The organism is Virgibacillus sp. JSM 102003 (assembly GCF_041949995.1).
In the GTDB taxonomy this organism is placed as follows: domain Bacteria; phylum Bacillota; class Bacilli; order Bacillales; family Amphibacillaceae; genus Lentibacillus.
Window position 1 is genome coordinate 231,038 of the sequence record NZ_JBHFQH010000004.1, and the last position, 13,717, is coordinate 244,754.

Sequence of the window (13,717 nt, forward strand, 5' to 3'; positions counted from 1 at the left end):
GTGTGCGAGCATTTAGCTCGCACACTTTATATTATCCTCCTAATATTGCTTTTAACATACTTGTGGTCTGACCACCGTCATAAATAATATATAAGAGTAAATAAACCATTACCCCTGTAATTGCACTAAAAAACCAAATAATACTGGTTACCGGGCCGATTTTTCGATGAATATTTATTTTACGCTTTAATGCTAAAGTAATTGTCACAACCCCAAAAATAGCACCGGTTGTTGCCAGAAAGATATGAAATATTAAAAAGATTGTATAGTAAATCTTGATGTCATCTGGACCACCAAAGCTCGTATTTCCAATAAAAATAGTTCGTGACACATAAATAATAAAGAATATTAAAGCACTAATAGCAGCTGAAATCATTGTTTTTTTATGTGCATTTGCATTCCCTTTTAAAATAAATCTCCACCCAAATGCCACCAAAATGGCACTTGTTACGATGAAAAACGTGCTTATCGTCGGTAAAAACGGCATAATTACACTTTTCCTTTCTATTTATATAAAGACTCTTTTTGTAAAATTTATTGATTATTAACCGTCACAGTAGATATAAACTACGAATATAAACTCTCGTCCCGCCGTCCGGCATCGCTACGGGCTAGTGATAGTGCTGTCACATATTTATATAGCGATTCCTATTCCAGTCTACAGCGGAGGAAATACACATAGACTCCCGTGGGAGCTAGTGCCCTAGATGAGACTACGCAGCGACGTATGAGCAAGGAGGCTCATCAGCCGCCCTAGGTGCGCGGAGTGAATTTCCGGAGCGGCATTATAGCGCTCAAGCTTATTAAAAAGTAATTCGCAATTATATGAACTACGTCTAAAATTCATCACTTAGAAAAGCAACATTTTTTAGAAAGCAACCTATATGAAAATATATTATAAAACGTTAATATCGTAAATTCTAACTATACTCGTTTTCATTAGCCACCGGCAGCGGGTCTATCCGTAGGCTTTCCCGATTAAACCAGCCAAAGAAAATTTTTGCTAGAATCACACCATACGTGATTTCCTGTGAAATCTTCATAATAATTCCACCAAGCTGCTGATCCTCCAGTGTAGTCATTGGAGAGAACATTTCAGGACCTGATATGGCGTATGTTAATCCCTGTAAAACATCATTAGGTACACACAAAGCTAATGCCTGCATCCAAGCACCATCCTGTGAATAAGTTGCATAAATCGGTACATCCGCAAAGATAATTAATACACATGCCGGTGTAATTAAAACACCATTAGCAAAAATGTAAAGTATTTTCCCAAGTGGAGGCATACGATCAAACTCTTTTATCGGAGTTAAGACCGGCCACCATACAATAAATGCAGCAATTAAAATTGTAACCGATATAGACGAATGTGCAATCTGAGATGACTTGGCAAAGTTAAAAATAGCTGGTAAATGATAAAAAGAAAATAATATATTAAACAACAATATTGAAATCAGCGGTTTTGATAAAAACGATAATGCAGGCTTAATAACAGGTCTAAGAACAATCTTCTCCCATAACCACTTTGGAATCCCCTTGATGATCAGAATAGGAAAAACCAGATAATAAATTGCCATCTGCATCATATGAGTCGTTAACATAATGTGAGTCAGTAAATCTATTGGTGACCCCTTTACTGTATATAACAAAAACAAAGCAACATAGAAAAGACTCTGTTGTTTTTTAGACGGCCTATCTCCACCGCCAAACTTGTGTCGATAAGGTCCAGTTATCAAAAAATAAGCCAAAGCAAGTCCCATTACAAATATTAGAAAATAAGGACTCCACAAGGCGCGAAAGCCAAAAATCTGTAATTCCAACCACATAATATCTCACTCCATAAACGGATTATGTATTTTATTATAACGCATTTATTCCATAATCACACACCATTAATGTGACAATTTGCGAACAAAAGAGGGTCATACGCTTTACCAACCAAGTCTTACTAATCTTGCACACCTCTAAAGCAGTATCAATATTAATAAACTTGGGTTAATCGTAAAAGTGAATTTTGCTTCCTTAGCCCCTTATGTTTTGGAGTGCTTACATGAATATAGATAAGTCTTAGTTACCGTTAAGAAAGTATAAACACTTTCCTAAAACGCCAAAAAGAAGATCGAGACAATTAGTCCCGATCTTTTCTGTATCTTACCACCAAGTTATTACTCCTAATCCTGCTAATGTTAACAGTGCTGCCCAGATACCACCATAAATCATTAAGGCTGGCATTTCATGACCCTTATCTTTCATATGCATGAAATAGTAGAACTGAAATGCCACTTGGATGACAGCTAGAATAAGTAGCACTGGTATGACGAACATTTTCTGCATCACACCCGAGGCAACAATTACAAAAGCAATAATTGTAAATAAAATCATTAATGCAAATGTAATTAACTGCTTTTGCATCTCAAGTTTATTTTTATGCTTTTGATATGGATTAACTTCGTTGGAATTGGTGTTCTCTGCCATTAATTAACCCACCTTTCCCATTAAATATACAACTGTAAATATAAACACCCATACAACATCAATAAAGTGCCAGTATAGACTGAATACATAAAACTTTGGTGCGTTGTATAAGTTTAATCCACGTTTTGCGTTACGAATCATCAATGCCAGAAGCCACAACAGACCAAATGTAACGTGACCTCCGTGGAAGCCTACTAAGGTGTAGAAGGCTGACCCAAATGCAGATGATCGAAATGTAAAGCCATACTCATGTATATAGTGATTAAACTCATACAATTCACAACCTAAAAATGCAAAACCAAGTACAGCTGTAATACCTAACCAAAGCTGCATCTTCTTAAAGTTGTTGTTATGCATATGATACATCGCATATACACTTGTCAATGAACTTGTTAATAACAGAATAGTCATTATGAATACAAGCTCAAGCCCAAAGAGTTCATTTGTTGTAGGGCCGTCAGCCGTTGCATTTTTCAGCGCAATGTATGTTCCGAATAAACACGCAAATAAAACTGTTTCACCACCAAGAAAGAACCAAAATCCAAGGAATTTATTTTTACCCTCAAGAGTGGCCTTTTCTGGTTCGTGTGGCATTGTTTCGGGATTTAAGGAATGATCGTGACTCATATTAGTCAGCCTCCCTTTCAAGTTCTTCTTTTGTAATATGGTAACCATGATCATCTTTAAGTGATCTGATTAGCATACTACCAAGTAATATACCCATACCAACGAATAAAGGAATATAAGCCCAAGTATAATTAACTTGGTAAATGAAACCAAATCCAGCTATAAATAAACCGAATGACATAATAAATGGAAGGATTGATCCGTTTGGCATATGGATATCACCCAATGGTTCTGCAGGTGTCATTTTTCCTTTACCTTCCGTTTTTTCAACCCATAGTGCGTCTAATCCGCGTACTAATGGGGTTTGTTTAAAGTTATAATGAACAGGCGGTGAAGATGTCGCCCATTCAAGAGTACGGCCGTCCCATGGATCATCAGGTGCTTTTTCTCCCTTAACTGCTGTGTAAACTACATTATAGAAGAATATAATAACACCAATTGCCATTAAGAAAGCGCCAATTGTACTAATAAGGTTACCTGTATCCAACCCTTGACCTTCTAAGAACACCCAGTAACGACGAGGCATTCCCATCAAACCTAAGAAATGTTGGATAAAGAATGTTAAATGGAAACCAGTAAAGAATGTCCAAAAAGCAATTTTACCTAGCTTTTCATTGAGAATCCGTCCAAACATTTTAGGCCACCAATAGTGCAGACCTGCTAAGATTCCGAAAACAGTACCACCTACAATTACATAGTGGAAGTGGGCAACAACGAAATACGTATCATGGTATTGATAGTCAGCAACAACTGAAGCTACCATTACCCCTGTCATCCCTCCAATAGTGAATGTAGGAATAAAGCCTAAAGCCCAAAGCATTGCTGAGTTAATGGTTATACTACCGCCCCACAATGTCGCAAGCCAATTAAATATTTTAATTCCGGTTGGAACTGCTATAGCCATTGTCGCAATCGCAAAGATTGAGTTAGCTACAGGACCAAGACCTACAGTAAACATATGGTGAGCCCAAACCATGAAACCTAAGAATGCGATTAAGATAGTTGCAAACACCATTGCTGTATAACCAAACAAGCGTTTTTTAGCGAATGTAGAGAATATATCACTAAACAAACCAAATGCTGGTAATATTAAAATGTATACTTCCGGATGACCAAAAATCCAAAATAAATGCTCCCATATAATGGTGTTTCCTCCGAGCGAAACATCAAAGAATGCCGATCCGAACATCCGGTCAAACATTAATAGGAACAGACCTATTGTTAATGCTGGAAAAGCGAATAATATTAATATACTTGTTATAAACGTTGTCCATGAAAACAATGGCATGCGCATGTATGTCATTCCAGGTGCACGCATGTTAATAATGGTAACCAGAAAGTTAATACCACCAATTAACGTACCAGCACCTGATATTTGTAAACCAAGCACGTAGAAATCAACACCATGTCCTGGTGACGTGGTTGACAAAGGTGCATATGAAGTCCACCCTGCATCAGGTGCTCCACCTAAAAGCCAACTACAGTTTAAAATAAGCCCGCCGAACAAAAACAACCAAAAGCCTAATGAATTTAAAAACGGAAATGCAACGTCCCTTGCCCCTATTTGTAGAGGCATGGCGGCATTCATTAAGCCTAATAATAAGGGCATTGCCGCTAAAAATATCATCGTAGTTCCATGCATCGTAAGAATTTCATTATACAAACCCGCACTGACAAAGTCATTTTCAGGTTTGATCAATTGAATACGTATAATCATGGCTTCTAATCCACCGAGTATGAAGAAAAATCCACCGCCGAACAGATATAAATGAGCAATCTTTTTATGATCTACAGTGGTTAAATAATCCCATAGCACAGCGCCGAAGCCTCTTTTTTGAGTAGCTGCTATACTCACGAGTTAAACCTCCCTTTAACATCTTCCATCCCTTGATTTATATGTGTATGTTTATTAATTTCCTGCACTTTCAGGTGTAATGTCAGATGGTTTTAATTGCAATAAGTATTCAGCAATTTTACCAGCCTCTTCTTTTGAAACCTCAGGGTAATTACCAGTCATTTTATTTCCTGGCTTTATAGATTCAGGGTCCATTATCCAATTAACCAAGTTTTCTTTTGTCGGATCTAAAATACCAGCTATTTTGGAACGGTCACCAAAGTTGGTAAGGTTAGGTCCAACCTGTACTGGAGATGAACCAATCGCATGGCAACCCATACAATTATTCTGCTGGAAGAGCGATTTTCCTTCCTGTGCAACAGCATCCTGCGGTTGATCATCAGGATTTACATTTTTCATATCCTTTGCCCACTGATCAAATTCTTCCTGGCTGACCACAACCACTTTAAAGTCCATAAGTGAGTGTGACGGGCCACAAAGCTCGGCACATTTACCCCAGTAAACGCCCTCTTCATATGCTTCAATATACATTTTATTCTCATTCTCTGGCAATACATCCATTTTCCCTGAAATAGAAGGTACCCAGAATGAATGGTGCACATCTGAAGATTTCATAGATAAATAAATCTTTGTATCAACTGGGACATATAAATCCTGACTTGTTTGAATTTGTTGTCCTTCATAATTAAAATGCCACCAATATTGATTACCAGTAACCTGAACGTTCAATCCATCTTTTGAACCAGAATTATCCGCTAAATCAAATGTTGCTGTTACAGTAGGTACTGCAATAATAATCAACAGGATAATTGGAATAACAGTCCAAATCGTTTCAAGTGTTTTGTTACCTTCAACTTGCTTCGGAATAAAGTCCTCTTGACCTTTTTTCTTACGATAGCGCAGCAGAACTGCCACATATACAAGCATTACAACAGCAAAAACAAACAACATTACAACTGTCGAAATAATTATTAAATCCATAGAGGACTCTGCGCCATACCCTTTAGGTACTAGAGCAGTTAAGTTGTCTTTACCACATGCAGATAACACTAGTGCTAACGAACCTAACAAAAAAAATGCTCTGAATCTTCCCATCCAACCTTTCATGTATTCATACCTCTCTTTCTCTTTGTAACTTCCTTATATATTAATTTGTATAAGTAAGGACGAGTTTAAATAAACGGGAACTCAAATGTTACAACAACCATAAGTAAAAATAAGATGGTTAAGTAATTTAAGGAATATATAAATATCATATTCGCCCATTTCAAATCATTTTTTGTAAAAAAACCACTAATCCCAAGAGCTAACCATCCAACATTCAGTAATGTAGCAATTACCATAAATGTTGTTCCTAATGACGCCAGAAATAATGGCAGTGGCAATAGGCATGCAATGTAGACGACAATTTGTCGTTTTGTAAATTCAAAGCCATGTACAACAGGGAGCATTGGTATGTTTGCAGCCTTATATTCCTTCGATTTTTTCATAGCCAAAGCCAGGAAATGCGGCGTTTGCCAAATAAACATAGTTAGGAATAGTACAAAAGCTACTATATGAAGGCCAGGGTCAATAGCTGCCCATCCGATTAATGGTGGCACCGCTCCGGAAAAGCTGCCAATTGCTGTGTTTAAGGTATATTTGCGTTTTGACCACATGGTATACAGTACAACGTATGTAAACCAGCCAAAAAATCCAATTAATGCTGCTTCTACTGTTGTGAACAGTAAAAGAATAAGTCCCAATGTGGTAGTTGAAATACCTAAGAACAGGACACTTTTCAGCGATATACTTCCAGTTACTGTCGGGCGCGTTTTCGTTCTCGACATAATAGGGTCAATATCTACATCATACCAATTGTTCATGATACAACCACCGGCGATAACCAGGGCACTCCCAGCCATCGTTAGAAGAAAGACGCCCCAATTGGCTGCAAAAGATGTATTTGTGAAATAAAGCGCCAGCCAAAAACCGGTCAATGTCGTAATTAGGTTAGAATTCACAATTCCAACTTTGATTAACGCTTTAAGATCAGTAAGTAATGTAACATCCTTATCCTTTGCTACAGCTGAGTTATCAATTAGAGGTGAAGAAGTAGTCTCCACTTTATTCATTATATATATTCCCCCCTTCTAATCCCAACAAACAGAACAAAATAAATTCCAGGCATACTACTTATCATACCTAAGTATTCCCAAAAGTATCCTAGTTAATTATTCTAATTGTATCATGGAATTGTAATACAATCTATTTACTACATTACGTGATTTCACTTTTTTAAACCTCTAAATGTGACAAATTTGTGAAATAGAGACCTAAAATAAAACAAAAGGCTATTTAAGCCTTTGTACCGTAAAATATAATATGTAGTTTTCCCATAGCTTGAGCATAGTGGATTGAAGCTAAGCAAATATCCCCTATATTATTTCTAGCAAACAAATCTCGACAATGCAAGAGTTTTTTATTTTTTTATAGTGAAAATGGTAATAAGCCATGATAAGATGACAATTGTGTGATTTTTACTATATATTTGGCGTTTTTCATTGCTCTAATAACCTGGAAGTATTAATATTATTCTATTGAGATCTATTTACTTGATATAAAGTGAGGCAATCATATGATTAAAACATTAAAGTGGCTCTCTGTAGTTTCTACATTGGGCATGGTATTTGTGTTATTGGGAGGAGCCCTTGTTACGAAGACTGATTCTGGTTTGGGTTGCGGTGAAACCTGGCCGCTATGTCACGGAGAGTTTGTACCATCTGCAATAACTCCCGAACTTGTAATAGAACTAAGTCATCGAATGGTATCCGGAATTATGGGGATAACAGTTTTGGCGTTATCCGTCCTTTCATGGAAGTATATTGGGCATATTCGTGAAGTGAAATTTCTGGCCTTTTTATCATCATTCTTTTTAGTACTGCAAGCTTTGATTGGTGCAGCTGCAGTTGTTTGGAATCAGTCGGATTTCATATTAGCAACACATTTTGGTATTTCACTAATTTCATTTTCTGCATTGTTTTTACTGATGCTGCTGATATTTGAAATAGATACCAAATTTGATGCTGACTCTCTGGTAATTCAAAAGAAACACCGAATAGAGATTTATGCACTGACGATATATACACTAATTGTTGTTTATACAGGTGCATTGGTTAGACATGCAAATTCGAGTATGGTTTGTGGAGACTGGCCGTTTTGCACAAATAATGCACCATTCACATTCTCTAACTACAGCTTTGACCAATGGATTCAGATGGGACATAGGCTCTTTGCAGGTATATTATTCATTTGGACCATTGTATTATTCTTCAAAATCATGAAGAATTATCGAACAAATCGTGTTATGTTCTGGGGCTGGATTACAACTGTTTCACTTATAGTACTGCAAGTTTTCCTCGGAGCCATGATTATCTTTACTATGCTAAACCTTGGAATCGCATTAATGCATGCATTTGTAATATCCTGCTACTTTGCAATGTTAAGTTACTTTATATTGTTATCATCAAGAAGTGCAAAACATTAAAAAACTTGGCTTAACATTAAATGGGTTTTTAGAAAACTAAGCTTATCGCAAAGTCTTTATATAGATAAGCCTTAGTTGGCACTTATGCAGTAGGAAAGGATCTATACTTTTGTATGAAAATACCTCTCTGACTTGATTTTAACGGACACAGAAGACGCTATTTCTATATAAAAGTAATCTTTTCGATATTATCCGGACACAGAAGCCCTTAATATACTTATATCATGGTTATTTGACTGTATTTATGTGAAATTAGGTCTCTGGTGTCCGCAAACACCACCATTTTCGTGAATTATTGCCAAATAAGGTCCTTGGTGTCCGCTAAACTCAAATTTACTATATTAAATAATTTTCATGATAGATGGTGGCTCGCGGAGCAGAGCCATGGTGGTTTCTTAACTGCTGAAAAAGGGTAATGGCACAAGTCCATTACCCTTTTTCTGTGTTATTATTCAAATTCAATTAAAAGATCATTTACCGCTATCGCTTCTCCGTTTTTCACGTGAATATCTTTAATGACACCGGTATATGGCGCCTGAACAGTAGTTTCCATTTTCATTGCTTCAGTTATTAATAAGTAATCACCCTTTTGGACTTTTTCCCCTTTTTCACAGAGAACTTTAACAACTGTCCCAGGCATTGTTGCTCCAATTTGCTTATCATTTCCTTGATCAATCTTTGGCTTCGTTATTAGTTGTGATTTAACATTTTCATCTTTAACAATAACTTCCCTCGATTGACCGTTCAATTCAAAATAAATGACACGTGTACCATCTGAACGTGCTTCAGAAATGGATACTAATTTTACAAAAAGCGTTTTACCTTGTTCAATTTCAACCTCAATTTCCTCACCCAGCTTCATACCATAGAAGAATGTAAGTGTATCGAGAACTGACATATCACCATACATTTCAGTAAATTTATGGTGATCCATAAATACTTTTGGATATAGTGCATAAGAGATCATGTCAAAACTAGTTACCTGGCGATCAAGCGTTTTAAATAACGTTTCCTTCAATTGGGTAAAATCTATTGGATCTAATAGCTCACCAGGGCGTACCTTAATTGATTCTTTTCCTTTTAAAATAATCCTTTGTAATTCTTGTGGAAACCCTTGATATGGCTGACCAATATAACCTTGAGCAAATTCAATTACGGAATCAGGGAAATCAATTGACTCACCACGTTCATATATTTCATCTTCTGTCAGGTCATTCTGGACCATAAATAATGTCATGTCACCCACTACTTTAGATGAAGGTGTTACCTTAACAATATCTCCGAACATATCATTTACTTGTCTGAACATCATTTTAACTTCATTCCAACGATCTTCAAGTCCTACCGCTTTCGCTTGTTGTTTTAGATTACTATATTGTCCACCAGGCATCTCATGCATATATATTTCTGTATGCGGTGCTTTCATACCACTTTCAAAGTCTTGATAGTAATCTCTAATACCTTCCCAATAGTGAGATATTTTTTCATAGGAATCGATATTTATTTTAGGCTGGCGATCTTTTCCTTCCAATGCGTGATATAATGTTTGTGCACTTGGCTGTGATGTTAACCCAGCCATTGGTCCTGTGGCTACATCAACCGCATCAACACCAGCATCAATGGCTCTGGCATACATGTAAATACCATTACCGCTTGTGTCATGTGTATGCAAATGGATTGGCAGATCAATCGTCTCTTTTAATGCTGAAATCAATTGATAAGCAGCCTCTGGTTTAAGCAATCCAGCCATATCTTTTATTCCCAATATATGTGCACCAGCCTGCTCTAGTTCTTTCGCTAGATTTAGATAATAATTTAAATCATATTTCGTACGTCCTGAATCCAGAATATCCCCTGTATAACACATAGATGCTTCTGCAATTTTATTATTTTCCCGAACTGCCTGAATAGCTGGTTTCATTCCCTCAACCCAATTCAAACTATCAAATATACGGAATACATCAATTCCAGCAGTTGCGCTATTTTCAACAAATTCATTGATTAAATTATCTGGGTAATTTTTATACCCTACAGCATTACTTGCACGTAACAACATTTGAAACAAAACATTTGGCATCTTTTCACGAAGTTTTATAAGTCGCTGCCAAGGATCTTCTTTTAAAAATCGGTATGAAACATCAAATGTAGCCCCTCCCCACATTTCAACAGAAAAAAGTTGAGGCAGTAAACGTGCAGTAGGCTCGGAAATCTTTAACAGGTCCTTTGTCCTGACACGAGTAGCTAATAAAGATTGATGTGCATCGCGGAAAGTAGTGTCTGTCAGCATCACATTATTTTGTGCTTTTAACCACTCCGCTAGATATTCAGGTCCATGCTCATCCAAAATCTGTTTAGTACCCTTTGGAATTTCTTCCAGTTTATCTACTTTTGGCACGATCGGGGTAGCTAACGACGGTTTCTTCTTCCTGGCTATCCCTTCAAACCCATTCACTGTAGTATGTCCAATATAGGATAACATTTTAGTTCCGCGGTCTTTCCGCTTTGGAAATACAAATAACTCTGGTGTCTGATCAATAAATGTTGTGCTGTATTCTCCTGATAAAAATTGGCTATGCGAAATTACATTTTCCAAAAAAGGAATGTTCGTTTTTATTCCTCGAATACGGAATTCTTTTAAATTTCTGACCATTTTTGGTGCAGCCTGTTCAAAAGTTAGTGCCCAGGTTGACACTTTTACTAATAAAGAGTCGTAATGCGGGGAAATAATCGCACCCTGAAATCCGTTTCCTGCATCCAATCGTACACCAAATCCCCCACCAGTTCGGTAAGCCATAATCTTCCCAGTGTCCGGCATAAAATTGTTTAATGGGTCCTCTGTTGTTACGCGAGATTGAATAGCATATCCATTCGTCACAATTTTGTCCTGATCAGGAATACCAATTGACTTGTCATGGATATCTCCTCCTGCTGCTATTTTAAGCTGCGTTTGGACAATATCAATCCCCGTTATCATTTCTGTAATAGTATGTTCAACCTGGACACGTGGATTAACTTCAATAAAATAATATTCATCATCTGTTACTAGAAACTCAACAGTTCCTGCATTTATATAGTTAACATTCTTCATCAAGTCTACTGCAGCTTCACAGATTTCATGGCGTAATTCATCTTTTAAGGAGACACTTGGTGCCATCTCAACTACCTTTTGGTGCCGGCGTTGTATGGAGCAATCCCTTTCAAATAAATGAACTGTATTACCATGCTTATCCCCAATCACCTGTACTTCAATGTGTTTTGGCTTCTCAATTAACTTTTCAACATACACTTCGTCACTGCCAAATGCTGCTCTTGCCTCAGATTTAGCTCGATCGTATGCTTCTGAAAGTCCACTTTCATTGCGTACGATACGCATACCACGACCGCCACCACCTAGTGATGCTTTAATAATGATTGGATAACCATGTTTATTTCCAAATTCTCTTACTTCATCTAATGAAGATACTGGGCCATCAGAACCTGGTATGATTGGAAGTCCAGCATTTATTGCCTGTGCTCTTGCTTTCACCTTATCGCCAAACATATTCAAATGCTCGCTTGTAGGACCGATGAAAATAATCCCCTCTTCTTCACAGCGTTTAGCAAAATGAATGTTTTCAGAAAGAAATCCATAGCCTGGATGTATCGCATCAATACCGACATTCTTTGCAAGTTCAATCATACCTTCAATATCAAGATATGCATCGATTGGCTTCTTCCCTTCACCAATTAGGTATGCCTCATCAGCTTTATAGCGATGGTAAGAACTGGTGTCTTCTTTAGAATAAACCGCTACAGTACGAATATTAAGTTCTGTACAAGCCCGAAAGACCCGTATAGCAATTTCACCACGATTTGCAACTAATACTTTTTCAATACGCTTTACCTCACCCATGTTTTTCCTCCTCTATTTTTAAACACATTTGTTTCAGGTTCTTCCTTGGTATTCACAGGTACTGGCTGTTGTTCTTTTTGTTTATTTGTTTTTGCAATGTTATTCATTATCCCCATTGATACCATCATAACAAGAAGTGATGAGCCGCCATAACTCACAAATGGCAATGGTACCCCTGTGATCGGTAAAATTCCAGTTATTGCCCCGAGATTAATAAATGCTTGAATTCCAATCATCGAGGAAATCCCTATTGCTAATAATGCACCAAAACTATCAGAACATTTTTTGGAAATAAATAATCCTCGCAGTACGATAATAGATAACATCCCCACTACGATAATGACTCCAACAAAGCCAAGTTCTTCAGCTATAACTGCCATTATAAAATCAGTATGAGGTTCTAGCAAGTAGCCGAGTTTTTGAACACTTTGTCCCAATCCTTCACCGGTTAATCCACCAACACCTATTGCTAAATAAGATTGAATCAGATGATATCCATCGTCTTGCGGGTCTTCAAAAGGCTGGTAAGCCCCATCAAATCTAGCAATCCGCTCATCGGTCACCATACTTGGTATGGCAAAAGCAACTAATGCCAGACCTACTAACACCAAAATGGTTAAATGCTTAAAGCGAATTCCGGAACTAAAAATCACAGAGCATGCAATCATAAATATTATTGCCGCAGTTCCTATATCAGGCTGCGCGATAATAAGACCCAATATTACTGCAGTTAATATTAAAGGCGGAAGTACACCTCTATTAAACTCGTTAATGTAGGATTGTTTTTTTGAATATACTGAAGCAAGGTACATAATTAATCCCAGCTTCGCAAACTCTGCAGGCTGCATACTAATGACACCAAAATCGAACCATGATTTAGCCCCATTAGCTTCACTACCAAAAATTCGAACCCCAACTAATAATACAATAATAATTAAAATGATAATTTTCATCAACTTTTGGTAATATTTATACGGAAAAATACTTGTGAAAACAAATCCTATCATAGCTAGGGAAAACCATTGAATCTGCTTCACCAGATAATGTGAGCTTTCATTACCCTCAACAACAGCTATTACCATACTGGCACTGTAGATCATTACTATTCCAAACATTGATAGCAGTATTGGTGTAATCATTAACGTAAAATCATAATTCTTTAACTTCTGTATCATCTTACTTCTCCTCAACATATGTATTCGAAACAATAGTTGAAATAGAAATTTTTAATAGTATAACATAATTATGTACCATATTACATTTCTACTTCTACTGGATTAGAAAACCTGGCCTTTCGTCAAGCCTTAGGTAGATAAGCATTAGTTGCACTTATGCAGTA

10 protein-coding genes are annotated in these 13,717 nt (G+C 37.0%); 1 reads left to right on the top strand and 9 read right to left on the bottom strand.

Going from position 1 to position 13,717, the window contains the following annotated elements; all coding sequences use genetic code 11:
• Nucleotides 1-31 precede the first annotated feature (31 nt).
• The 7 genes from ACE1TG_RS06540 to cyoE form a co-directional block, all read right to left on the bottom strand.
• Nucleotides 32-487: a DUF420 domain-containing protein gene (locus tag ACE1TG_RS06540; RefSeq protein WP_375051555.1), complete on the bottom strand. Its 456-nt coding sequence runs from the start codon at nucleotides 485-487 to the stop codon at nucleotides 32-34.
• Nucleotides 488-920: 433 nt separating this feature from the next.
• On the bottom strand, nucleotides 921-1,829 hold the full coding sequence (gene ctaG / locus ACE1TG_RS06545; RefSeq protein ID WP_375051556.1) for a cytochrome c oxidase assembly factor CtaG: 909 nt from the start codon (nucleotides 1,827-1,829) through the stop codon (nucleotides 921-923).
• Between the two features lie 325 nt (nucleotides 1,830-2,154).
• The gene (gene ctaF / locus ACE1TG_RS06550) at nucleotides 2,155-2,478 is read right to left on the bottom strand and encodes a cytochrome c oxidase subunit IVB (RefSeq protein WP_375051557.1); all 324 of its coding nucleotides are present in this window, start codon (nucleotides 2,476-2,478) and stop codon (nucleotides 2,155-2,157) included.
• A gap of 3 nt (nucleotides 2,479-2,481) precedes the next feature.
• On the bottom strand, nucleotides 2,482-3,105 hold the full coding sequence (locus ACE1TG_RS06555) for a cytochrome (ubi)quinol oxidase subunit III (RefSeq protein WP_375051558.1): 624 nt from the start codon (nucleotides 3,103-3,105) through the stop codon (nucleotides 2,482-2,484).
• Nucleotide 3,106: 1 nt separating this feature from the next.
• Nucleotides 3,107-4,960: a cytochrome c oxidase subunit I gene (gene ctaD / locus ACE1TG_RS06560; RefSeq protein ID WP_375051559.1), complete on the bottom strand. Its 1,854-nt coding sequence runs from the start codon at nucleotides 4,958-4,960 to the stop codon at nucleotides 3,107-3,109.
• Nucleotides 4,961-5,014: 54 nt separating this feature from the next.
• Complete coding sequence (coxB, locus tag ACE1TG_RS06565) at nucleotides 5,015-6,067, bottom strand: cytochrome c oxidase subunit II (RefSeq protein ID WP_375051560.1); 1,053 nt, start codon at nucleotides 6,065-6,067, stop codon at nucleotides 5,015-5,017.
• 65 nt (nucleotides 6,068-6,132) lie between these two features.
• Complete coding sequence (gene cyoE, locus ACE1TG_RS06570; protein ID WP_375051561.1) at nucleotides 6,133-7,074, bottom strand: heme o synthase; 942 nt, start codon at nucleotides 7,072-7,074, stop codon at nucleotides 6,133-6,135.
• A 503-nt stretch (nucleotides 7,075-7,577) separates the two neighbouring features.
• Here cyoE and ACE1TG_RS06575 point away from each other — a divergent pair.
• A complete protein-coding gene (locus ACE1TG_RS06575; protein ID WP_375051562.1) occupies nucleotides 7,578-8,486 on the top strand; it encodes a COX15/CtaA family protein in 909 nt (302 codons plus the stop codon).
• 448 nt (nucleotides 8,487-8,934) lie between these two features.
• Here the strand turns inward: ACE1TG_RS06575 and pyc are convergent, their stop codons facing one another.
• Both pyc and ftsW read right to left on the bottom strand, forming a co-directional pair.
• The gene (pyc, locus tag ACE1TG_RS06580) at nucleotides 8,935-12,378 is read right to left on the bottom strand and encodes a pyruvate carboxylase (protein WP_375051563.1); all 3,444 of its coding nucleotides are present in this window, start codon (nucleotides 12,376-12,378) and stop codon (nucleotides 8,935-8,937) included.
• A complete protein-coding gene (ftsW, locus tag ACE1TG_RS06585) occupies nucleotides 12,366-13,553 on the bottom strand; it encodes a putative lipid II flippase FtsW (RefSeq protein WP_375051564.1) in 1,188 nt (395 codons plus the stop codon). Before ftsW ends, pyc begins: the two co-directional genes overlap by 13 nt.
• Between the last annotated feature and the right edge of the window lie 164 nt (nucleotides 13,554-13,717).